This window comes from Klebsiella sp. RC2 (assembly GCF_014192815.1).
GTDB lineage: Bacteria > Pseudomonadota > Gammaproteobacteria > Enterobacterales > Enterobacteriaceae > Klebsiella > Klebsiella variicola.
Map to the genome: position 1 here is coordinate 819,156 of NZ_JACHYL010000001.1, position 23,072 is coordinate 842,227.

The 23,072-nt window shown below is 57.5% G+C and carries 23 protein-coding genes; 3 read left to right on the plus strand and 20 right to left on the minus strand.

Annotated elements, in window-relative coordinates; all coding sequences use genetic code 11:
- Nucleotides 1-49: 49 nt before the first annotated feature.
- The 10 genes from FHW76_RS03800 to pdxB form a co-directional block, all read right to left on the minus strand.
- Entirely contained in the window at nt 50-634 is a 585-nt protein-coding gene (locus FHW76_RS03800) for a UbiX family flavin prenyltransferase (protein ID WP_008803929.1), read from the minus strand.
- Nucleotides 635-768: 134 nt separating this feature from the next.
- Nucleotides 769-2,286: an amidophosphoribosyltransferase gene (gene purF / locus FHW76_RS03805; protein WP_002913213.1), complete on the minus strand. Its 1,518-nt coding sequence runs from the start codon at nt 2,284-2,286 to the stop codon at nt 769-771.
- A 33-nt stretch (nt 2,287-2,319) separates the two neighbouring features.
- A complete protein-coding gene (gene cvpA, locus FHW76_RS03810; protein WP_002913214.1) occupies nt 2,320-2,808 on the minus strand; it encodes a colicin V production protein in 489 nt (162 codons plus the stop codon).
- Between the two features lie 216 nt (nt 2,809-3,024).
- Nucleotides 3,025-3,720 carry a cell division protein DedD gene (dedD, locus tag FHW76_RS03815; protein ID WP_008803928.1) on the minus strand — a complete coding sequence of 232 codons (696 nt, stop codon included), beginning with the start codon at nt 3,718-3,720 and terminating at the stop codon, nt 3,025-3,027.
- The gene (gene folC / locus FHW76_RS03820) at nt 3,710-4,978 is read right to left on the minus strand and encodes a bifunctional tetrahydrofolate synthase/dihydrofolate synthase (protein ID WP_180264653.1); all 1,269 of its coding nucleotides are present in this window, start codon (nt 4,976-4,978) and stop codon (nt 3,710-3,712) included. The genes dedD and folC overlap by 11 nt, the downstream gene beginning before the upstream one ends.
- A gap of 75 nt (nt 4,979-5,053) precedes the next feature.
- Nucleotides 5,054-5,974: an acetyl-CoA carboxylase, carboxyltransferase subunit beta gene (gene accD, locus FHW76_RS03825; RefSeq protein WP_002913220.1), complete on the minus strand. Its 921-nt coding sequence runs from the start codon at nt 5,972-5,974 to the stop codon at nt 5,054-5,056.
- A gap of 186 nt (nt 5,975-6,160) precedes the next feature.
- Nucleotides 6,161-6,820 (minus strand): DedA family protein, encoded by a 660-nt coding sequence (locus FHW76_RS03830; RefSeq protein WP_008803926.1) that lies wholly within the window; start codon nt 6,818-6,820, stop codon nt 6,161-6,163.
- A gap of 26 nt (nt 6,821-6,846) precedes the next feature.
- Nucleotides 6,847-7,659 carry a tRNA pseudouridine(38-40) synthase TruA gene (gene truA, locus FHW76_RS03835; protein ID WP_008803925.1) on the minus strand — a complete coding sequence of 271 codons (813 nt, stop codon included), beginning with the start codon at nt 7,657-7,659 and terminating at the stop codon, nt 6,847-6,849.
- Nucleotides 7,659-8,672, minus strand: a complete 1,014-nt coding sequence (locus FHW76_RS03840) for an aspartate-semialdehyde dehydrogenase (protein ID WP_008803924.1) — start codon at nt 8,670-8,672, stop codon at nt 7,659-7,661. The genes truA and FHW76_RS03840 overlap by 1 nt, the downstream gene beginning before the upstream one ends.
- Nucleotides 8,673-8,735: 63 nt before the next feature.
- Nucleotides 8,736-9,872, minus strand: a complete 1,137-nt coding sequence (pdxB, locus tag FHW76_RS03845; RefSeq protein ID WP_022066026.1) for a 4-phosphoerythronate dehydrogenase PdxB — start codon at nt 9,870-9,872, stop codon at nt 8,736-8,738.
- A gap of 110 nt (nt 9,873-9,982) precedes the next feature.
- Here pdxB and flk point away from each other — a divergent pair, with 110 nt between their 5' ends.
- Nucleotides 9,983-10,963, plus strand: coding sequence for a flagella biosynthesis regulator Flk (gene flk / locus FHW76_RS03850; RefSeq protein WP_016161596.1), 981 nt, complete (start codon nt 9,983-9,985; stop codon nt 10,961-10,963).
- A 58-nt stretch (nt 10,964-11,021) separates the two neighbouring features.
- Here flk and FHW76_RS03855 read toward each other — a convergent pair whose 3' ends face one another.
- The 4 genes from FHW76_RS03855 to FHW76_RS03870 form a co-directional block, all read right to left on the minus strand.
- Nucleotides 11,022-12,695 carry a carbohydrate porin gene (locus tag FHW76_RS03855; protein ID WP_023340576.1) on the minus strand — a complete coding sequence of 558 codons (1,674 nt, stop codon included), beginning with the start codon at nt 12,693-12,695 and terminating at the stop codon, nt 11,022-11,024.
- Nucleotides 12,696-12,755: 60 nt separating this feature from the next.
- On the minus strand, nt 12,756-13,067 hold the full coding sequence (locus FHW76_RS03860; protein WP_183476252.1) for a PTS lactose/cellobiose transporter subunit IIA: 312 nt from the start codon (nt 13,065-13,067) through the stop codon (nt 12,756-12,758).
- Entirely contained in the window at nt 13,054-14,400 is a 1,347-nt protein-coding gene (locus FHW76_RS03865) for a PTS sugar transporter subunit IIC (RefSeq protein WP_032730862.1), read from the minus strand. Before FHW76_RS03865 ends, FHW76_RS03860 begins: the two co-directional genes overlap by 14 nt.
- A 108-nt stretch (nt 14,401-14,508) precedes the next feature.
- Nucleotides 14,509-14,823 (minus strand): PTS sugar transporter subunit IIB, encoded by a 315-nt coding sequence (locus FHW76_RS03870; RefSeq protein WP_008803918.1) that lies wholly within the window; start codon nt 14,821-14,823, stop codon nt 14,509-14,511.
- Nucleotides 14,824-15,018: 195 nt separating this feature from the next.
- Here FHW76_RS03870 and FHW76_RS03875 point away from each other — a divergent pair, with 195 nt between their 5' ends.
- Nucleotides 15,019-15,756, plus strand: a complete 738-nt coding sequence (locus FHW76_RS03875) for a GntR family transcriptional regulator (RefSeq protein ID WP_012540966.1) — start codon at nt 15,019-15,021, stop codon at nt 15,754-15,756.
- 1 nt (nt 15,757) lies between these two features.
- Here FHW76_RS03875 and FHW76_RS03880 read toward each other — a convergent pair whose 3' ends face one another.
- Together FHW76_RS03880 and fabB are read right to left on the minus strand one after the other, a co-directional pair.
- Complete coding sequence (locus FHW76_RS03880; protein ID WP_016161600.1) at nt 15,758-16,939, minus strand: MFS transporter; 1,182 nt, start codon at nt 16,937-16,939, stop codon at nt 15,758-15,760.
- Nucleotides 16,940-17,148: 209 nt separating this feature from the next.
- Nucleotides 17,149-18,369 (minus strand): beta-ketoacyl-ACP synthase I, encoded by a 1,221-nt coding sequence (fabB, locus tag FHW76_RS03885; RefSeq protein ID WP_008803915.1) that lies wholly within the window; start codon nt 18,367-18,369, stop codon nt 17,149-17,151.
- Between the two features lie 158 nt (nt 18,370-18,527).
- Here fabB and mnmC point away from each other — a divergent pair, with 158 nt between their 5' ends.
- Nucleotides 18,528-20,516, plus strand: coding sequence for a bifunctional tRNA (5-methylaminomethyl-2-thiouridine)(34)-methyltransferase MnmD/FAD-dependent 5-carboxymethylaminomethyl-2-thiouridine(34) oxidoreductase MnmC (mnmC, locus tag FHW76_RS03890; RefSeq protein ID WP_038422740.1), 1,989 nt, complete (start codon nt 18,528-18,530; stop codon nt 20,514-20,516).
- A 61-nt stretch (nt 20,517-20,577) separates the two neighbouring features.
- Here mnmC and FHW76_RS03895 read toward each other — a convergent pair whose 3' ends face one another.
- From FHW76_RS03895 to mepA, 4 genes are read right to left on the minus strand one after another with little or no spacing between them, the layout of a single operon-like run.
- Nucleotides 20,578-20,859: a YfcL family protein gene (locus tag FHW76_RS03895; protein WP_008803913.1), complete on the minus strand. Its 282-nt coding sequence runs from the start codon at nt 20,857-20,859 to the stop codon at nt 20,578-20,580.
- Nucleotides 20,860-20,890: 31 nt separating this feature from the next.
- A complete protein-coding gene (locus FHW76_RS03900) occupies nt 20,891-21,439 on the minus strand; it encodes an elongation factor P hydroxylase (protein ID WP_012540963.1) in 549 nt (182 codons plus the stop codon).
- Complete coding sequence (locus FHW76_RS03905; protein WP_008803911.1) at nt 21,439-22,248, minus strand: sulfite exporter TauE/SafE family protein; 810 nt, start codon at nt 22,246-22,248, stop codon at nt 21,439-21,441. The genes FHW76_RS03900 and FHW76_RS03905 overlap by 1 nt, the downstream gene beginning before the upstream one ends.
- Complete coding sequence (gene mepA / locus FHW76_RS03910) at nt 22,248-23,072, minus strand: penicillin-insensitive murein endopeptidase (protein ID WP_008803910.1); 825 nt, start codon at nt 23,070-23,072, stop codon at nt 22,248-22,250. Before mepA ends, FHW76_RS03905 begins: the two co-directional genes overlap by 1 nt.

Genomic DNA, 23,072 nt, shown 5'->3' on the forward strand with positions numbered 1-23,072 from the left:
CGGGACGACAAATTTGCACCACTGCGGCGCAAGCGTACATTGACTGCACTTATTTAGTGCAATCCTGCGCCCCCTGCCAGCGAGTAAACAAGTCTTGAGACAGGCTAATATCGAACTGATCGAGCACCCGGTTGACGGTTTGGTTGATGACATCATCCAGGCTTTGCGGCCGATGATAAAAGGCCGGCACCGGCGGCATTATCACCGCCCCGAGCTCCGCGGCCTGAACCAGCAGTCGCAGATGGCCGAGATGGAACGGGGTCTCCCGCACGCAGAGCACCAGCGGACGACGCTCCTTCAGCACGACATCGGCCGCCCGCGTCAATAGGCCATCCGTATAGCTATGGACAATGCCAGAGAGCGTTTTCATTGAGCAGGGTAAAATCACCATCCCGGCGGTTTTAAACGAACCGGAAGAGATACTGGCGGCGATATCGCGGGCGTCATGCACCACATCGGCCAGCGCCTGCACGTCGCGCACGCTGAAGTCGGTCTCGAGGGCCAGCGTTTGCCGTGCCGCCTGGCTGAGGATCAGATGGGTCTCAATCTCCGGCACATCCCGCAACACCTGCAGCATCCGCACGCCATAGATAGCGCCGCTGGCGCCAGAAATGCCAATAATCAGTCGTTTCACGTTCTGTTACCCCTTGCGCGTGTGCCGCAGACTTTGCCGGATTATAGCCTGTGGCGCAACTATTGATGCGCAGTTGAGGGGCGAAAAAAAGCCCGCCGTCCCTCAGGAGCGGCGGGCCGCGACGCGCGAACGGGTTAACCCTCGTTGTGCATCTCGAGGTTTTCGACTTCGTTCTGCAGCTGGACCGCTTTGGCATCATCGTTACGCAGGGAGTCAAGATAGTCGAGGTACTGCTGGTCGACATCCCGGGTCACATATACGCCGTTGAAGACAGAACATTCAAACTGTTGAATATCCGGGTTCTCCGCGCGCACTGCGTCGATCAGATCGTTGAGATCCTGGAAAATCAGGCCATCGGCGCCGATGATCTGGCGGATCTCATCCACTTCGCGGCCATGGGCGATCAGTTCGTTGGCGGTCGGCATATCGATACCATACACGTTCGGGAAACGAATTTCCGGCGCAGCGGAGGCCAGATACACTTTTTTCGCCCCCGCTTCGCGCGCCATCTCAATGATCTGCTCCGAGGTGGTGCCGCGTACAATGGAATCATCGACCAGCAGCACGTTCTTATCGCGGAATTCCGCACGGTTGGCGTTGAGCTTACGGCGAACAGATTTACGACGCAGCTGCTGACCGGGCATGATAAACGTCCGGCCGACGTAGCGGTTCTTCACAAAGCCCTGACGATAAGGTTTGTCGAGAATGCGGGCGATTTCCAGCGCGATGTCGCAGGAGGTCTCCGGGATCGGGATAACGACGTCAATATCCAGATCTTCCCACTCGCGGGCAATCTTTTCGCCCAGCTTAGTCCCCATGTTGACGCGGGCGCTGTAGACGGAAATTTTGTCAATAAACGAGTCCGGACGGGCAAAATAGACGTACTCGAACAAGCATGGGTTGCTGACCGGATTATCGGCACACTGACGGGTATACAGCTGGCCTTTCTCAGTAATATAGACCGCTTCGCCCGGCGCGACATCGCGCAGGAATTCAAAACCAAGCGTATCAAGCGCCACGCTTTCCGAGGCCACCATATACTCAGTGCGACCGTCGCCAACGTCACGTTTACCCAGCACCAGCGGACGAATGCCGTTAGGGTCGCGGAAGGCCACCATGCCATGACCGATGATCATCGCGACGCACGCGTACGCGCCGCGGATCAGGCGGTTGGTCGCCGCAATTGCAGCGAAGATGTTGTCCGCTTCCAGCGGGTAGTGACGGAAGTTATCCAGCTCACTGGCGAAAATATTGAGGAGGATTTCGGAATCAGAGGTGGTATTGATATGGCGGCGTTTTTCTTCAAACAGCTTTTTACGCAGCTCGTGCGCATTGGTCAGGTTGCCGTTATGCGCCAATGTGATGCCATACGGCGAGTTAACGTAAAACGGCTGCGCCTCGGAGGCGCTGGAGCTGCCCGCCGTAGGATAACGCACGTGGCCAATACCCATATTGCCCTGCATACGCTGCATGTGGCGGGCTTCGAATACGTCGCTTACCAGCCCGTTAGCCTTACGCAACCGGAAGCAGTTGTTGGCATCAATGGTGATGATGCCAGCGGCATCCTGTCCACGGTGCTGGAGCACCGTTAGCGCATCATAAATCGACTGGTTAACCGGCATAACACCGGCGATACCGACAATACCGCACATACGTCTTTTCCTCGTTCAGCAACGACCCAAAGTCTATACTTTAGGCAAGAAACTTGACGAGCTTTGCAGGTATTCAAAAAACCATCTGATGACAGGGGTAAAATAGGGAATAAACTGCGACTGATGCCAGTCATCGCTCTTCGCCATCCCGGTAAAGGTGTCCAGGAAGAACAAGATAGCGGCGATGATCAGCACCCCACGTAGCGCGCCGAAGCAGATCCCCAATACCCTGTCGGTTCCTGACAAACCGGTCTTCTCCACCAGCTGGCCTATCACATAGTTCACGATAGCGCCAACGATGAGCGTCACGATAAACAGCGCCGCAATAGCAATCCCATTTCGAACCCGTTCATCCTCAAAGCCCGTAAACCAGACAGACAGGTCAGCGTAGTAATGGCTGGCGACATAAAACGCGCAACCCCACGTCACTAACGATAAAGCTTCGCGAACAAAGCCGCGGATCAGGCTGACCAGGCAAGAAAGACCCAGCACCGCCATAATGGCGTAATCAATCCAGACCATATACGTCCCACGATTTACGCCCTGTCGTCCAGTTCGGGGCGCATTCTAACAGAAAAAGAAAACGTTTGCGTAGGGATTTCCATGCCCTACAGAAATAAAAATGGCGCTGAAAAAACATTCAACGCCAGACTGCCTTTCGCCTCTTGAGGGCGGCTGAGACAGGGTTTGCGGGGCGTTTCTCCCCGCCACGTTCTCTCCGCATGGCGGAAAAAACAATCAGTTTGGGGTGAAGCCCATCACGACCCCGCTAAGCCCGGAGATCTGCTGTAGATCGCCCAGCTGGCCTTTCAGCTTGTCTTTTGACGCATCCGGGCCGACGAGGATGCGGGTAATTTTACCCTGTACCGGCGTCGAAGGCGACGTATAGACTTTGAACCCCGAGGCCCGCAGTTTACCCACAATCTCATTCACCTTATCGGCGTTCTTCAACGCGCCCAGCTGAACCACATAGGCTTTCCCGGTCGGCGCCGGCAGGGCCGCCTGCTGCTGCGGTGGCTGTTGCTGCTGTGGCTTAGCCGGCGGCGGCGTTGGCGTCGCGGCCTGCTGTTGCGGCTGCGGCTGTGGTTTCGGCTGCGGCTTGGGCTGCGGTTTCGCGGCCACCACCGGCTCCTGAACGTCGTCGAAGCTGTTGCTGTTCACCGGAATACGCGATGGATCTAACGATGGCGCGGCGGCATCACCCGCCCGCACCTCTTCCGCCGCTCCTTCCGGCGGTTGCGAAGGCAACGCCTGGGTCGCCGCTGGCAACATATCCGGTTCATCGCGATCGCCCGGTTTCGGCACCAGCGGGATCGCGGCAAACTCATCCTGGTAATGCTTTTTCTGCCCGTCCAGCAGCCCTGGCAGGATAATCACCCCCAGCGCCACCAGCACGATTGTCCCGACTAAACGGTTCTGAAACTTACTCGCCACCGATTCTCCCCGCGTCTATCTCTTCCATAACCTGCGCTACGGTGTGAAACGAACCACACACCAGCACGGTATCTTCCACTTTAGCGTCAGCCATGGCCGCATGCCACGCCTGCGCCACGCTGGTATAGACTGTGCCGCCACGCAAATGTTCCACCAGCTGCTCCGCCGTCGCGCCGCGCGGGCCTTCCAGCGGCGCGCAGTACCAGGCGTCGACTTCCGGGGCCAGATTGGCCAGCGTACCGGCAATGTCCTTATCATGCAGCATACCAATAACCGCCAGCACGCGTCCCGTTTTCGCTAACGTTTTGAGACGCCCGGCGAGATAGGCCGCCGCGTGCGGGTTATGCGCTACATCGAGGATCACCCGCGGGGCATCGCTGATTATCTGAAAACGGCCCGGCAGCATCGCGTCGCGGATCCCATCGTGTAGGATGGCGTCATCCACGGCAAGCCCGCTGGCGCGCAGCGCCGCCACGGCCGTCGCCGCATTCGGCAACGGCACCTGAGGCAACGGCAGGCGGCTTAACGCCCCGGCCGCGTCGCGGAAGGACCAAGTCTCGTCCTCCACCTCATAGCACCAGTCGACGCCGCGGCGCTGGAGCAGCGCGCCCTTCTCGCTGGCCACGTCGGCAATGGTGTGCGGCATATCCGGCTCACCCACCACCGCCGGTTTACCGGCGCGAAAGATACCCGCTTTTTCCCGGCCGATACTTTCGCGATCCGGCCCCAGCCAGTCGGTATGATCGAGGGCGATGCTGGTGACCACCGCGACGTCGGCATCTACGATATTGGTGGCGTCGAGACGGCCACCCAGCCCGACCTCAAGGATCACCACATCCAGCTGCGCCTGCTTAAACAGCCATAGCGCCGAGAGCGTGCCGTACTCAAAATAGGTCAACGAGATGTCACCGCGCGCGGCTTCGATTTCAGCAAACGAGGCCGTATGCGCGGCCTCCGGCAGTTCCGCTCCCTGAATGCGCACGCGTTCGGTGTAGCGCACCAGATGCGGGGAGCTGTAGACCCCCACTTTATAGCCGGCCGCCATCAGGACGGTTTCCAGCGTGCGGCAGGTGGTGCCTTTGCCATTGGTGCCCGCGACGGTAAAAACAAATGGCGCCGGTTTAACGATATCCATCTGCCCGGCGACCTCGCTGACGCGCGCCAGCCCCAGGTCGATGGTTTTACTGTGCAGATGTTCCAGATAAGAAAGCCACGTAGCCAGGGGCGACGTGGCCTGAGGAATAGGATCTTTTTCCATGATGCCCGTAAGAATTGACGGTTAACGCGTATGAATAAAAAAGGGCAGCGCCGCCAGGCCCTGCCCTCTGCTTTATCAGGCCTCAGGTTCCTGATCCGGTGCCGGCGGCACCACCACGCCTTCATGAGGCGCTTCCGAAACGGCAACCGGCGCCGGCAGGTTCATCAGCTTCGCCAGAATGCTGGCCAGCTTGAGACGCATTTCCGGGCGGCGAACGATCATATCGATCGCCCCTTTTTCAATCAGAAACTCGCTGCGCTGGAATCCCGGCGGCAGCTTCTCGCGTACGGTCTGCTCAATTACGCGAGGACCGGCAAAGCCGATCAGCGCTTTCGGCTCGGCAATGTTCAGATCGCCCAGCATCGCAAAGCTCGCCGATACGCCGCCCATGGTCGGGTCGGTCAGCACGGAGATGTACGGCAGCCCGCGCTCCTGCATTTTCGCCAGTGCGGCGGAGGTTTTCGCCATCTGCATCAGCGACATCAGCGCTTCCTGCATACGCGCGCCGCCGGAGGCGGAGAAGCAGATCAGCGGGCAGTTGTCTTCCAGCGCCTGCTCCACGGCGCGCACAAAGCGTGCGCCGACGACGGAACCCATCGAGCCCCCCATAAAGGAGAACTCAAAGGCGGCGGCAACCACCGGCATCGCGTAGAGCGTACCTTTCATTACCACCAGCGCGTCTTTCTCGCCCGTCTCTTTCTGAGCGGACGCCAGGCGGTCTTTGTATTTTTTTGAATCGCGGAACTTCAGCACATCTTTTGGCTCAAGTTCGCTACCCAGTTCTACCAGAGAACCTTCATCCAACAGGCTATGCAGGCGATTACGCGCCGACATGCGCATATGGTGATCGCACTTAGGACAAACCTCCAGGTTGCGCTCCAGCTCGGCGCGGTAGAGTACCTGACCGCAGCTATCGCACTTGGTCCATACACCCTCAGGAATGCTCGCCTTGCGGGTGGGAGTGATGTTGCTTTTAATTCGTTCAATCCAGCTCATTGATAACCTTTCTGCCTGAACCTGGTCGATGCCAGTTTTGTCGTAAGGGGCGCATAATGCCATTTTTGCCTCTTACAGACCATGAATGTTGCACATTAAATCATATCATCCCGGAACATGGGATAAAAAAGTGGTCAAACCGCTGCGCGCGACGATCATGCTCGGTCACGCGCAGCGCAGGGCGAACTACTTCGCCTGCTTTGACGCCGCCCGCTTATGGCGGATGATCTCAATCACACCCGGCAGGACGGAGAGGACGATGATCGCCACGATCAGCAGCTTCAGGTTCTCCTGCACCACCGGCAGATCGCCAAACAGATAGCCGGCGTAGGTGAACAGCAGCACCCACAGCAGCGCCCCGACCACGTTATAGGCTGCAAAATGACGATAGGACATATGCCCCATTCCCGCCACAAACGGCGCGAAGGTTCGGACTATCGGCACAAAGCGCGCCAGGATAATGGTTTTTCCGCCGTGACGTTCATAGAAGCTATGGGTTTTATCCAGATAGCTACGACGGAAAATCTTCGAGTTCGGATTACTAAACAGCTTCTCGCCGAACAGTCGGCCAATGGTGTAGTTGACCGCATCGCCGACGATGGCTGCGATGACCATCAGCAGTACCATCAGGTGAACATTGAGATCGTTCGTCGGCAGCGCCGAGAGCGCGCCCGCGACGAACAGCAAGGAATCGCCCGGCAGGAATGGCGTCACCACCAGCCCGGTTTCGCAGAACAGAATCAAAAACAGAATGGCATAAACCCAGACGCCGTACTGGGCAACCAGTTCGGCAAGGTGCACATCAATATGCAGGATGAAATCAATTAAAAAGTGAATCAAGTCCATGTTTGTCTTTACCCTTAATGACTCTATTAGTCCGCCAGAAACAGCGGGCCCATTGGCAGCACCGGTAAATCATAGTGGGCCGGGTAATCCACCGACACCAGATACAACCCTTCCGCTTTTGCCGTTGCCGCAGCGAGCGTCCTGTCTTTTGCTGCCAGCAGTTCTGCCATCCAGCTCTCTGGCTGGTTTCCGGCCCCGACTTCCATCAGGCTGCCCACAATATTCCTGACCATATGATGTACAAAGGCATTCGCTTTGATATCCACCACCACATACGCGCCGTAGCGGGTAACGTTAATATGCATCACATTCCGCCACGGGGTACGCGACTGGCACTGTACCGCGCGAAACGAGGTAAAGTCATTCTCGCCCAGCAGACACTGCGCAGCGCGCTGCATGCGCTCGGCGTCGAGCGGCTGGTGAAAATGCGTCACGCCATGACTTAGCACCGCCGGGCGCAGGCGATGATTATAGATGACGTAGCGATAACGGCGCGCCGTGGCGCTGAACCGGGCGTGAAAATCCGCCGGCACATGTTTAACCCAACGCACCGCGATGTCACCAGGTAAATTCGCATTTACCCCCAGCGTCCAGGCGGCATCTTTACGCTGCGCCCGGGTTTCGAAATGCACCACCTGGCCGGTGCCATGGACACCGGCGTCGGTGCGGCCAGCGCAAAAGACGGTAATCGGTTCGTTCGCCACCTGCGAGAGCGCCTTTTCCAGCTTCTCCTGCACACTGCGCACTTCGTTTTGCCGTTGCCAGCCGTAATATTTGCTACCGTCGTACTCGATGCCCAGCGCGATTTTAAAGATCGGCTGTTGCTCCATCTCAGACATCAGTACAGGTACTCCTCAATCAGCTTCTCGGCGATTTTCACCGCCATCAGCGCCCCGCCGAAGCGCACGTTATCCGCGACGGACCAGAACTGAATCTGCTCCGGCATGCCGTAATCGTTATGCACGCAGCCGATGGAGAGACGAGCGTTGCCGGAGGCATCGCCAACCTGGGTCGGGAATTCTCCCTCTTCAGAAAGTTCGATATCCTCACCGCGGGTAAAGGCGTCACGCGCCTCTTCCGCCGCCAGCGGACGCATCGCTTCAAAGTTCACCATCTGCGCATGGCCGTAGAAGACCGGCGACTGGACCACGTTGGCGGAGATCATCAGCCCGTCATCCTGAAGAATTTTGCGCGCTTCATCGACGATACGGCGCTCTTCGCGCACGCTACCTTCCCGATCCGGCAGCAGCGGCAGCATGTTGAACGCCAGCTGGCGGCCAAAGAAATCGTCTTCATCGATGGGGATGCCGTTCAGCAGCTTGGCGCTCTGCCCTGCCAGTGCATCCACCGCTTTTTTCCCCTGCCCCGAGGCGGAGAGCAGGTTGGTGACGCTGATCCGCGATAGTCCCCCCTGGTCGATAAGCGGCTTGAGCGCCGTCAGCAGCTGGCTGGTCAGGCTATTGGGCACTGCAATCAGATTGCGGTTGCGGTAATCGCCTAACACGAACGGGTTCACGTCCGGCACCACCAGCGGTACGTCTGGCTCCAGCGCAAACAGGCCGCTGAGATCGATAACCAGACACCCGGCGTTGGTGGCGTCTTCAATATACGCCGCGCTGGCTTCGGCGCCGGCGGCGAAGAAAGCCAACTGGGCCTGGGTCCAGTCAAACTCGGCAGCGTCTTTGACGATCACTGACTTGCCACCAAAACGCAGATGTTCGCCCGCGCTTTCATTGCGCGCCAGAGCAAAAATCTCCCCCACCGGGAACTGGCGTTCAGCAAGAGTTTCGAGCAGGGCTTCGCCTACGGCGCCCGTTGCGCCCAGTACGGCAATATTCCAGCCTTCAGACATGGTGGTTTACTCCAGAAATAAAGCGGCCCTGCCGGAGTATCCGGCAGGGGCATTAAGAAGACATTAACGAACAGGATGATGCACAGCGTTAAAACCGAGCTGGCGCAATAGCGTCGCCGCCTGCGCATCGCTGCACTGTACGTACAGCGAAGACCATTCGCGGCGTTCCTGATAGTTTTTACGCAGCTTGTCAAATTCACCGGCGACGCCGGCCACCTTCCGCAGCGGCGCATCATCGCGGCGCACATCATACACCAAGTGGACCAGCCTTTTCAGCGTCGGCTGATCGAGCGGCCCATGCAGGGTGATGCGGCCAAATTCCGGCGCTGGCAACAGGGTATCCAGCGCCACCTGCTGCGGATGGCCGATAAAGGCGCTGTAGGCTTCAAAAACCTGCGTTGTCCCGCGCGCTTTCCCTTCGAGGGTGTAGCCGGCGATATGCGCGGTACCGATATCCACTCGCTTAAGAAGCTCTACGTTAAGATCCGGCTCCGGCTCCCAGACGTCCAGCACTACGCTCAGCGGCTGTCCAGCTTCCAGCCGTTTCAGCAGCGCAGCGTTATCCACCACCGGTCCGCGGCAGGCGTTGATCAAAATCGATCCTGGCTTCAGACGGCTAATCAGCGACTCATCCGCCAGATGCAGGGTTTTATATGGCCCTTCTTTATACAGTGGGGTATGGAAGGTGAGGACATCAGCTTCCTGAACCAGCGCATCGAGGGAGCGGAAATCGCCTTCGTCTCCGCGATCGGCGCGCGGCGGATCGCAGAGCAGCGTTTTGATCCCCAGCGCTTCCAGCCGTTTTTGCAGTCGTCCACCGACGTTGCCGACGCCAACGATCCCGACGGTACGATCGCGCAGCGCGAAACCGTCGCGTTCGGCCAACATCAGTAGCGATGAAAAGACATACTCCACCACCGCAATGGCGTTGCAGCCGGGCGCCGCGGAGAAACCAATCCCTGCCTGCTGCAGCCACGCCTGATCGACGTGATCGGTGCCAGCGGTAGCGGTGCCGACGAACTTAACGGCCTTACCGGAGAGCAATGCTTCATTGACCCGGGTGACCGAGCGTACCATTAAGGCATCCGCATCGGTCAGGGCCTCAGCCGGGACCGGACGCCCCGGAACCGCTTGCACATCGCCTAAACGGCTAAAAAGCTCACGGGCATAGGGCATATTTTCATCAACGAGGATTTTCACAGTTCAGTACCTGTCTGAGAACGAGAGTTAACCGGGGAAGTGTGCCATAATCTGGCCGCCAGGCATACTCATCACCTGGTTCCAGCACTGCGATATCGAAAGGATGAATCATGACGCACCCCCTTGCAGATATGCCAGACCGCCCTCCGGGGCGAGGTCCATCAGGCACTGCCGCCACCGGCGAACCTTCGCTTTCCATGCAGCAACGCACCGTCCTGGAGCGACTGATCACGCGCCTGGTGGCGCTGACCTCGCAGCAGAATGCGGAAGTGTGGGCCTGCGTCAAGCATGATCTCGGACTGAAAGGCGACACGCCGCTGCTGGCCTGCCATTTCAGCGCCGCGGAGGCCAGTCTCAATCAGCGTTTAGCCGCCGCTCAGGACAATCATCATCATCGTCAGACGCTGGCGCAGCTCAGCGATCTGCTGGGTCAGGGCAATAACCGTCAGGCGGTCAGCGATTATATTCGTCAACATTATGGGCAAACGGCGCTGCATGCGCTAAGCCAGCCGCAGCTGGAGAACATTCTGCACCTGCTGCAGCGCGGTCAGCTGTCGATCCCGCAGCCGCAGCAGCGCCCGCCGACCCTGCGCCCGCTGTTGCCGGCCGAGCACAACACGCTCAATCAGCTGGTGACTAAGCTGGCGGCTGCCACCGGCGAACCGAGCAAGCTGATTTGGCAATCCATGCTGGAACTTTGCGGCGTCAAATCCGGAGAGCTTATCCCGGCGACGCACTTCACGCCGCTTTCATACTGGCTGCAGGCGCGGCAAACGCTGAGTGCGCAAAGCGCGCCCACGCTCACCTCGCTGCAGGGTGCGCTCAAGCAGCCGCTGGAGGCCGCAGAATGGCAAAAGATTGTCGACTTTGCCCGTCGCAGCTGGCAGGTCACCCCGCAGACGACGCTGAGCCCAGCGCAGATCCTGGCGCTGTTGAACAAGGTGTTTGTGCTGCGGGTAGCCCGCGCCCAGGAGACGCTGGCCATCCCGCAGGAAGAGCCCGCGCCGACGCGAGCATGGGCCGCTAAGCCGTGGCAGCTGGCGCTGGGCGGTGTGCTGATCCTGCTCCTCCTGCTTTGGCTCCTGCTGTAGCCCACACCGTAGGAAAGCGCGCCCGCCTCATGCGGGCGCCCGTTAAGTGATTTGCCGGTTACCACCACACCTCGGCCTGAACGCCAACCATAAACTCATCTTTGCTGTCGTCGTTGAACGCAAACTGCGACAACTGGTTATCGAGAATATTGATATACGTACCATAAAAGCGAATTTCAGGACGTGACCCCAGCAGGCTCGGCCCAACCTTCAGCGCATGGTACAGCGTCGTTTTATACGCTGACTCCTGCAGATCGTCGCCCTGACGGGTGTTGTTTTTCTGGGTAAACCACCCCAGCTCGACCCCGGTCTGGTTCCAGGTGTCCCATATCCACGCCGGGCGGATCACCGCGCGCAGGCTGTCGAAATCGCTGTGCGCTCCGCTTTCATAGCTATACACATCATTGCCATGGGCCCACACCAGCGAATTGGCCATGATAATGCGATCGGCGAGATACATTTCCCCCTGCGAGATCAGACGCCAGGCCACGCCGTTGGTATGATCGCCATAGTAATAACGTCCGCTGGCCATGGAGTTACTGGCGCCGGAGAAGTTGGCGAAACTGCTGGCGTACGAGTTGTTCGCCACCTGCAGCGTAAATTCGTTAAAGCCCTTGCGCTCCAGCTCCTGACGAATAATGGCGGTGGCCATCCAGGTATCTTTGAACCGGAAGTAGCTGTTGTTATCTTCGTTTCTCTCCTGCTCGTCATTTTTATTCGCGAACGCATATTTGCCCATTAGCGACAGAGACCCCGACTGCCACAGGGGAATATTGCGATAGCGCAGGTCGACTGAGTTGGTGTTCATCTGAGTGGTTTGCGTGAAATCTCGTGAATATACGTCGACGTCGTTCCTGCTGACGGACGCATCCAGCTGGCCAACCCCCAGCGCCCAGTTCTGGATCCCGACCCCGGCCGCAACGTCGGTGGTCAGTGACTTCCAGTCCAGCATCTGAATTTCATACTCGGGCAGTTTATGTTTGCCGACCCAGAAATCCGCCTCTGGCGCGAACGGCAGAAAACCTTTGGTGGTCAGGTAAATATCACTAAACTGCAAAATGCTGTCGGTATCCTGGCCAGCAAACCAGGCGTCGTTATACTGCTCGCCGACGTTACCGTCGTACGTCACAACGGCATTCGCCGTTTTGCCATCCTGGTTATAGACCCGCTGATTCAATGTTAAGTCGAACCAGCCACTCATTTCATTACCGAAACGACCCAGCGAGCCGGGGGCGTAGGTCTGCGACGATCCGTGATTTGATGTTCCCCAGCCGGAACGGAAGTACCCCTGGTAGCTAAAGCCAATATCATCTTTAACAAATTTACTGATGTCCTTCAGGGTGACGCTTTCCAGTTTCGGCTTCTGGCCTTCGGTATCAATAACCGCCACCTGCTGAGTGGCTTTCACCTGCACCGGGGCCGCTTTTTTACTCAGTTCATTATTTTCATTGGCTATATTTTCCGCCACCGGCGACGTTGCTGTTGGATAACCCGTCGTGACATGACGTTTTTCATTCTCCTTAATACTTTTTTGTAATTCGGCCACCTTACCTTTATAGGTCGATAATTGTGATTGCGTTTTTTGTAGCTCTTTTTTATTCGCCGAAAGTTCAGACTCCAGTAATTCCAGACGCTGTTCAATGGTTAATTTAGCCGCCATCACATCACTTGTCGAAATAGCCAGCAGTACCGATAAAGACAATAAGCTCACCTTCAATTGACTTGAATACATAGGGTACCTTTACATATTGTTATAATTGGCCTTCAGCCAGAACGGCTGAAGGCGGGTAAATCAGGCAGAGCGCTCCTGGCGCAGGGCAATAATTTCTTTGGCTAAATCCTGGCACAGCATCGCGGTCATTAAGTGATCCTGGGCGTGCACCAGAATAAGGTTAACGGTGATTTTTCCGCAGCCTTCGTCCTGACCTATCAACGCCGTTTGGATCTTATGCGCTGCCCGACAGGCCGCTTCCGAGCTGGCCATCAAATCCGCTGCCCGCCCCCATTCCCGCTGCCGGGAGGCGGCAATCGCCTCCATGGCGTCTGATCGCGCCTGACCAGCATAAAACAGCAACTCCATGACCGTACTTTCATCTGCAAACATCGCCATCCTCCTGGTCGGTCGCCGCCGCGGTATTGACCTTGTTAGCGGCAATCACAAACGGTAAGTAAATGAGTGTTGAAACCGCGAGGCACAGAATGCCGACAAACAGCGCCAGCCAGTTGCCGCCGGTGCCAAAGAAGGCGATAAGCGGCCCGGGCGTGGTCCAGGGTACGGCGTAAGCAATCGGCGGAATAAACTCCATGCTAATAAAGAAATAACCGATCAATGAATTCACAAACGGCACCAGAATAAACGGGATCACCAGGATAGGGTTAAGCACAATCGGCAGGCCAAACATCACCGGTTCATTGATGTTAAACAGGCCCGGCACGAAGGCCATTTTTGCCAGGTCACGATAATCTTTGCGCCGTGAGGCAATAAAGATGGCCAGTAACAGGCCCAGCGTCATACCCGACCCGCCGCAGTTGGCAAACGCATCGTTGATGCCAGTCCAGGTAATGGGGTACGGTGCCCCCCAGGTGCTGCCATGCGAGGCGGCATAGGAGAGGTTTTCGAGGTTGGCTTCCGAGAAGATGGTCTCGCGGATGGCGGCCACGGTGTTCGGACCATGGATCCCCAGCACCCACAGGAAATTCGCTACCAGCCCCAGCACCAGAACCGTCACGATGTTGGTCCCCATATCCTTCAGCGGCGCCTGAATAAGGGTATAGATCAGATCGTTAAGGCCGTTAGGCGAAATACGCGTCAACAAATAGTTGAGGATCGAAAAGAAGATCATCACGAAGAAGATCGGCAACAACACCTTAAAGGAACGCGCCACCGCCGGCGGCACCGCAGCCGGCATCGTGATGGTCACCCTTGGGTTGCGCGCCAGGCGGCAAAAGAGTTCGCTGGAAATCAGCGCGACGATAATCGCCACAAACAACCCCTGCGGGCCAAGATATTTGGTCGCCAGATAGGCCTGGCCATCAATGATGGTATAAGGCGTGTACACCACAAAAAAGGCGCCGATCGCCGTCAGGCCGCACAGGAGATCGTCCTGCTGATAGCTGATCGCCATATTGCGCGCCACCAGAAAGGTGATCAATATCGCCATAATATTGACCGAACCGTTCATTACCGGGGTGAAAATCTGCTGCGCCTCCGCGAGGTGGGGGAATATCGCCCCTAAATGCAGAATACTGGCGATAAATCCGTCAGGCGACAAAATAGCAAAGTTGATAAGAATAATCAGCGAACTGGCCATGACGATGGGAAACGAAAGAATAAACGCATCGCGAATCGCTGAAACGTGGATCTGAGAATTTAACTTAATCGCGACAGGCACGAGGATTTTTTCCATGCCGCGCTCAAAGGTATCCATGAAACTCATGACGAACCCTTATTCATAATAATTTATTAACGTCATCGTGTTTTTTAGCCGCAGCAGCCCAGGGCAGCAACGAAAGTACCCACACGATAACGGGGATAAATGAGAAAACTATTGGTTTGCCAATAATGCCAGCGCACTTTCCAGAACAGCTTTACCGTCCATTTGCCCATAATATTTCATATCAATCACCGCCACGGGTATTTTTCCCTGAGCCACCTCTTCTATTTCCTTTTTTTGAAAGCGGACCTGTGGTCCCAAAAGGACGACATCTACTTCATTGTTCTTAATTTTTTCTTTAGCTTCAGAAATGGCCAGCGCATTGATATTAACCTGAGCCTTAATATTTTCAGCCTGCTCCTGCATGCGTTTCACCAGCATACTGGTCGACATTCCCGCCGCACATACTAATAATATATTTTGCATTACCCCTTCCTGTTTTATTTATGACCTCAATTGACGAGCACTTTAATAATTGTTAATTTTCTTAACCGCGGTTTTGATCACAGTTAGCCATACCAAAGTGGTGCAGAAGCAAAGCAAAAAATGAACGTCTTGCCCTGTATTTAACAACATACGTTAGCAAACCCATGTTTCCAAAGGGATTGTGGAGGTTCAAAAGTGGTTTACAAAAATATCGTCAATTTGCTTAAAAACAAAATTAATAGCCCGTTCTACAACATTGGCGATCTTCTGCCGGCCGAAAAAGAGTTGGCAGAACTTTATGATGTTTCACGCAATACGTTACGTAAGGCGCTGAAAACCCTGGAAGAGGATGGTTTAATCGAACGCCGACATGGCTCAGGCACATGGATTAGAAATAAGCATTTCCAGGCGTCGGTGACACACTTAGACAGTTTTACCGAAATTGCCCGTAATCAGGGGAAAACGCCCTCCAGCCAGATCCTCAAATTCGAGTTACAGCCAGCGTCGGAGGAAATTGCCCGTGGACTGCAATTGCAGCATGGCGAAGCGGTATATTATGCTAAGAGATTACGTTTTATCGATAATATTGCCATGCAATTAGAAGAAACCTGGCTCTCCGCGACCCGCTTTCCAGACCTGACCATCGCGCATATGAAGAAATCGAAGTTTTCATATATAGAAAACGAATGTGGAGTAAGAATAAATGGATGTTACGAATCAATAGTGCCGGTGCTCCCAACGCCTGAGCTGGCAACCCTCCTGCATATCAGCGCTAAAGATCCGATTATCCGCATGCAGACGCAGGCGATTGATGAACACCACCAGCCTATCGATTATTCCATTCTGTATACCAATATGTTTGAATTCCAGGTGAAGTATTATCTGCCGCGACAGACGGCGTCCGGTCTGCCCGCAAGCAAGACCGGACAATAACTTAACCCTGGCGGCGAAAAGAGACGAGGGTGACGAGGATCCCCAGCGCCGCACAGAGGGCGCCGGCAAGGAACACCGACGAGTAGCCCAGCGAGGTCGCCAGCAGGCCGGTCAGCGGCCCGGTCAGGCCATAGGAGATGTCCTGAAAGGCCGCATAGCCGCCGAGCGCGGTGCCGCGCACCTGCGCCGGGACGCGCTTCACCACCTCCACGCCGAGCGACGGGAAAATCAGTGAGCAACCGCATCCGGTTAGCGCCGCACCGGCCAGCGCCAGCCAGGCATTCGGCGCCAGCCCCAGCAGGGTCAGACCAACCGCCTCTATCAGCAGCGAAACCATCGCCACCCTGACGCCGCCAAACCGGTCCGGCATCCAGCCAAACAGAATACGCATCACGACGAAGGCGCCGCCAAACGCCGTCAGGGTAAAGCCGGCCATCGGCCAGCTATGGCTGGCGAAATAGAGGGAAACGAAGGTGCCGATCACCGCAAAACCAACGCCCTGCAGGCCCAGGCCAATGCCTGGCCGCCAGATCATGCCGATGACGCTCCATAATGAAGGCCGCTCGCCACCGTGAGCCGCCACTTTGCGCACGGTACCGTTAATAAGCCAGGCAACGAGCGGTAATCCCATGGTGACGCAGGCCAGCACCGCCACGCCGAAATGGCTATAGATCAATAATCCCAGCGGGGCGCCCACCGCCAGCGAACCGTACATCGCCATGCCATTCCATGACATCACTTTGCCGGAGCGGGCCGGCCCCACCAGCCCCATCCCCCAGCTCAGGTTACCGGTCAGCAGCTGGCTTTCGCCAAACCCGAGGATCAGGCGGCCCAGCAGCAGCAGGCCAAGCCTGGCGAGCACCGGCAACGGCAACAGCGCAGCGGCCAGCCATGCCGCGCCCGCCAGGGCGCAGGCCAGCATCCCTTGCAGGACGGAGCGTTTAGCGCCGTACTGGTCTGCCAGGCGCCCGGCGTAGCCGCGGGTCAGAACGGTGGCGAGGAACTGGATCCCTACCGCCACGCCAACCACGGTGTTGCCAAATCCCAGCTCCTGATGGACAAAGAGCGGGATCACCGGCAGCGGCAAACCAACAGTCATATAGGTCAAAAAGACGGCAAACGTAATACGGAAAAGCGAAAAATTCGCCGAAGAATGGGATGTTGTTTCAGTAACTGCGGACATGCATTACTCCAGATTCGCAGAGTAAGGCGAGCAAAGCGACACGCCCCCTCCACCTGATTATCAGGGTTAAGGCGCGTTGGTTGACGTTAAACGCTTACGCATTAGTGGAGAGACTAATGGATCCGCCAGCAGTGTGCCTGCTGGCCCTTACCCTGTCAAGATAACGAAAAAGGGGAGCCGGTGGCTCCCCTCTGCACTTCGCATGCTGATTAGGCGTTGTATTTACGCATCACCAGCGTGGCGTTGGTGCCGCCGAAGCCGAAGCTGTTGGACATCACGGTGGTCAGCTTAGCGTCAGTCGGTTTGGTGACGATGTTCAGGCCGGCAGCTTGCTCGTCCAGCTCTTCGACGTTAATGCTCGGCGCGATAAAGCCGTGCTCCAGCATCAGCAGGGAGTAGATGGCTTCCTGTACGCCCGCCGCGCCCAGCGAGTGGCCGGTCATCGCTTTGGTTGCCGAGATAGCCGGGCTGTTGTCGCCGAACACTTCGCGGATGGCGCCCAGCTCTTTCACGTCGCCGACCGGAGTAGACGTACCGTGGGAGTTCAGGTAATCGATCGGCGTATCAACGCCGTGCATCGCCATCTGCATGCAGCGCACTGCGCCTTCACCAGACGGGGCGACCATGTCAGCGCCATCGGAAGTTGCGCCGTAGCCGACGATTTCGGCATAGATATGCGCGCCACGCGCCAGGGCGTGTTCCAGTTCTTCCACCACGACCATACCGCCGCCGCCGGCGATAACGAAGCCATCACGGTTCGCATCATAAGTACGGGACGCTTTTTCAGGGGTGTCGTTGTATTTGGTGGACAGTGCGCCCATGGCGTCGAACTCGCAGGCCATTTCCCAGCACAGCTCTTCGCCGCCGCCGGCAAAGACGATGTCCTGTTTGCCCAGTTGGATCTGCTCTACCGCGTTACCAATACAATGGGCGGAAGTGGCGCAGGCCGAGCTGATGGAGTAGTTAACGCCGTGGATTTTGAACGGCGTAGCGAGGCAGGCGGAAACGCCGGAAGCCATCGCTTTCGTGACTACATACGGGCCCACGGCTTTCAGACCACGCGGGCTACGCATGGCATCAGCGCCGAAGACCTGGAATTTCGGGGAGCCGCCGCCGGAGCCTGCGATCAGGCCAACACGCGGGTTGCTCTGGTATGCTTCCGGCGCCAGACCTGCGTCGGCAACGGCCTGTTCCATGGACAGGTAAGCATAGATAGAAGCGTCGCTCATAAAGCGCACTACTTTGCGGTCAATGAGGCCAGTGGTATCCAGTTTGACGTTGCCCCATACGTGGCTGCGCATCCCTGAATCTTTAAGCTCCTGAGAGAAAGTGATCCCTGAACGTCCTTCACGCAGAGATGCCAGGACTTCCTGCTGGTTATTACCGATGCTGGAAACGATGCCCAAGCCAGTAATCACTGCACGTTTCATTAAATACCTCTGTAAGTCGCACTATTTTAAGTTTCGTGTCGCACAATAGCGTACACTTGTACGCCGAACAAGTCCGATCAGACATTTTGTGTATAAATTTGCGCCCTCAGGCACACATCGTTAAGATCGTGCTACGCCTTGTGATTCGAGTAACTTACGTGAAACAAAACGCCATACAACCCGCCAACCTGGAATTCAACGCTGAGGGTACACCTGTTTCCCGAGATTTCGACGATGTTTACTTTTCCAATGACAACGGTCTGGAAGAGACTCGCTACGTTTTTCTCGGTGGAAATCGCCTGCCGGAGCGTTTCGCCAGCCACCCTCGCCCGCTGATGATCGTCGCGGAGAGCGGCTTCGGTACCGGGCTCAATTTCCTCACCCTGTGGCAGGCGTTTGACGTTTTTGTTCGTGATAACCCGGACGTTACCCTGCAAAGGTTACATTTCATCAGTTTTGAAAAATATCCGTTAAAGGCTGAGGATCTCCGCCTGGCGCACCAGCGCTGGCCAGAGCTGGCTCCGTGGGCGCACCAGCTGCAGGCGCAATGGCCGTCGGCCTTCGGCGGATGCCATCGTCTGCTGCTCGACGGCGGGCGGGTGACGCTCGATTTGTGGTTTGGCGATATCAATGAGCTGACCAGGGAGCTGGATGATTCGCTGAACCAGCAGGTGGACGCCTGGTTTCTTGACGGCTTTGCCCCGGCCAAAAATCCCGATATGTGGACCCAGGATCTGTTCAATGCCATGGCACGTCTGGCGCGGCCCGGCGGGACGCTGGCCACCTTTACCTCCGCAGGGTTTGTCCGCCGCGGCCTGCAGGAGGCCGGCTTTACCATGCGTAAAAGCAAAGGCTTCGGCCGCAAGCGGGAGATGCTGACCGGCGAGATGGCGCAAACGCTGAGCTTTCCTGCGCGCGTCCCCTGGTTCGCTCGCAGTAGCAGCGATGCCCGCGAGGTAGCCATCATCGGCGGCGGGATCGCCAGCGCCCTGCTCTCCCTCGCGCTGCTGCGCCGCGGCTGGCAGGTGACCCTCTACTGCGCCGACGACGCCCCGGCGCAGGGCGCCTCCGGCAATCGCCAGGGTGCGCTGTATCCGCTGTTAAGCCAGCACGATCCGGCGCTGGCGCGCTTTTTCCCGGCAGCCTTTACCTTCGCCCGCCGAATGTATGACGCGCTGCCGGTGATGTTCGATCATCAATGGTGCGGTGTCACCCAGCTCGGCTGGGATGAAAAAAGCGCGCACAAAATCGCCCAGATGCTGGCGCTGAATTTACCCCCGGACATCGCCTGCGCGGTGACGGCGGAACAGGTTGTCGGGTTAACCGGCGTCGATACCGGCTGCGGCGGCATCACTTATCCGGCCGGCGGCTGGCTGTGCCCGCAGCAGCTCACCGCCGAATTGCTGGCGCTGGCGGCAACTCGCGGACTGCACGTGCACTATGGTTATCACGTTGAAACGCTCAGCGCGGAGGGCGATGGCTGGCTGCTCAATCAGCAGCGCAATCATCAGGCGGTGGTGCTGGCGAACGGCCACAGCATCGCGGATTTTGCGCAAACCGCGCAGCTGCCGGTCTACCCTGTTGGCGGCCAGGTCAGTCATATACCTACCACCCCGCGGCTTTCCGCCCTGCGCCAGGTGCTGTGCTACGATGGCTACCTGACGCCGCATAATCCGCAAAATCAGCAGCACTGTATTGGCGCCAGCTACCATCGCGGGAAGACCGACACCACCTTCAGCGAGGAAGATCAGCAGCACAACCGGCAACGGTTGATCGACTGTTTCCCGAACGCGGAGTGGACGCTGGACGTGGATATCAGCGCCAATGCCGCCCGCTGCGGCGTGCGCTGCGCCACCCGCGATCACCTGCCAATGGTCGGCAACGTGCCAGACTATGAGGCAACATTGACGCAATACGCCAGCCTCCACGAACAGCAGGATCACGCCGGTCGCGCGCCGGTCTGTCACAACCTGTTTATGCTTGGGGCGCTCGGATCGCGCGGACTTTGCACCGCGCCGTTAAGCGCTGAGCTGCTGGCGGCGCAGATGAGCGGTGAACCGCTGCCGCTGGATAGCGATACTCTGGCGGCGCTGAATCCGAATCGGCTGTGGGTGAGAAAACTGCTGAAGGGAAAAGCGGTGAAATAAAACCACGAGGGCAGGCAATTTCCCGGGTACGGCTGACGCCTGACCCGGGCTACAATATGGCTCAGGCCTGATTTTTCGCCTGTTGATACAGGTTATGCCACATCCCCTGCACCAGAATTTGGTCCGGCGGCGACAGTTCGCCAGCGCTGATGGCCTTCTCCAGGCTCTGGCTGACCTTACTGTTTACCGCTTCAGCAGAATGCTCGCCCTCACCTTCCAGCTCAGCCACCGCCAGCGTCAGGTGGCCGCGCAGATAACCGCCGGCAAACAATTCATCATCACTGGCGTGGTCTACCATGTTGTCAATCAGCGCCAGAATGCGTGATTCAAACTCCGCGATCATCATCTTACCTCTTGTCATGTAATGTGTGGCCTTAGTGCAGGTCTTCCGGCCACGGAAAGTGTTCCGCCGTCAATGTCGGCGTTTGATAATAATGTTGCAATGCGCGAATAAAACGCGCCGGACGTTCGGGGATCCCTTGTTCAAGCAAAGTCATTACCCGAGCATGAACCCGGCGCTGGAAGGCGATGCGATCGGGCTCAACGTCTCCTTCCAGATTGTCACAGCTGACGTTAAACGGAAATCCCGCCGCCACGCAGAACAGCCACTCATAGGCCTGCGGTTTCACCTCGACGTCCTCAAACTGGCTTTGAGTCATCGCATCGCGGCCATCCGGGCAGTACCAGTAGCCAAAATCGACTCGTTCGCGGCGCGCTTTGCCGGCGACACACCAGTGAGAAATCTCGTGCAGGGCGCTGGCAAAAAACCCGTGCGCAAACACGATACGGTGATAGGGCGTGTCGTCATCGGCCGGAAGGTAGATCGGCTCATCGTCGCCTTTTACCAGGCGAGTATTAAATTCTTCGGCAAAGCAACTGTCGAAAAGGTCAATCAGTTGCTGATAATGGTGTTGCTGTTGCATTAATGAATTCCCAACCACTGCAAAATCTCAGCCCCGTGGCTGTCATAGAGAAGCTTCGCGCTCATCACCGCCGAGACGATAACGATCATCGGCCGGATCAGCGACTGCCCTTTACTCAGCACCAGCCGGGAGCCGGCGCGAGCGCCAATAAACTGGCCGGCCATCATCACAAAGCCGGTGGCCCAGATGACCTTCCCGCCGATGATAAACAGCAGCAGACCGCCGACGTTTGAGGTCGCGTTCAGCAGCTTGGCATGGGCCGTCGACTTCGCCAGGTTAAATCCGGCCAGGGTGACAAAAGCCAGTGCATAAAACGAACCGGCGCCGGGGCCAAAAAAGCCGTCGTAGAATCCTACGCTGCCGCCAGCAACCAGCGCAAACGGCAGACCGTACAGCCGACGCTGCCGGTCCGCTTCGCCCAGTTTCGGCATCAGCAGAAAATAGAGACCGATGCCGATCACCAGCAACGGCAGGATCTGCTTAAGAATATCGGACTGGACGTGCTGGACCAGCAGCGCACCAGCGGTTGAGCCGATAAAGGTCATCAGAATATTCAGCTTCTGATCGGCGAGGCTGACCACCTTACGGCGGACAAAATAGAGGGTCGCCGATAGCGACCCGCCGCAGGCCTGCAGCTTATTGGTCGCCAGCGCCTGCGCTGGCGGCATGCCGGCCGCCATCAGTGCAGGGACAGTCAATAAGCCCCCGCCTCCGGCCAGTGAGTCAATAAAACCGGCCAGGATGGCGACAAAGAAGAGTACCACCAGCACCAACGGCGATACGGCAAACAACTCGATAAAACTATCCATTACAGCACATGCTCATCCAGTAGCGCCTGACAGGAAGGCGGCAACGGCGGCGGCGTCTTCTTCACAGGTGGGGTAGACCCGGGTTTAGGTGGTTCGAACCAGCTCTGCAGCTCCGCTCCGCAGCCATCGCCGGGCGGCGGTGGCGCCTGATCCTCGCACTCCAGACTTCCCGCCGGGCAACGCAGTCGGACGTGCATATGAGCGCGATGCTGGAACCAGGGACGGACTTTACGCAGCCACTGGCGGTCGCTGCCCGCGTCCAGGCACAGTTGCTGTTTAATCGCCGGGTTGACGAAAATACGGGTGACCTCGCTATCTTCCGCCGCCAGCTTGATCAGCTGGCTGATTTGCGGGCTCCACAGCGACGGCACCACGTGCTTGCCGTCGCTGGCGACCAGATCCAGCGCCTGCGGCTTCAACAACTGAGACGATGTCCAGCGCGTTTGCGGCAGCTGGAGGAAAATATCGACATCCAGGCCCGTCTGGTGACTGGCGTGACCGCCGTTAAAGCGCCCGCCTGCCGGCATCCCCATGTCGCCAATCAGCACGGTTCCCATTCCTTTATTGTGCACCTGATTACTCAGGCGCTGAATAAACTGAACCAGATCCGGATGACCGAAGTAGCGACGCTGATCGGTACGCATCACCTGATAGCCGGTGGCGCTCAGAGGGAGCGCCTCGGCGCCCACGATACAGCCATTGGAAAATGCGCCGATTGACTGGGCGCTGCCGCCGATCGGCTGGGATATTTTCTGCCACGGCGTCGCGGCCAGGCTACCGGCGCTGGCCAGCAGCGCGAGCAGTGCGATAACGGTGTTTTTCAT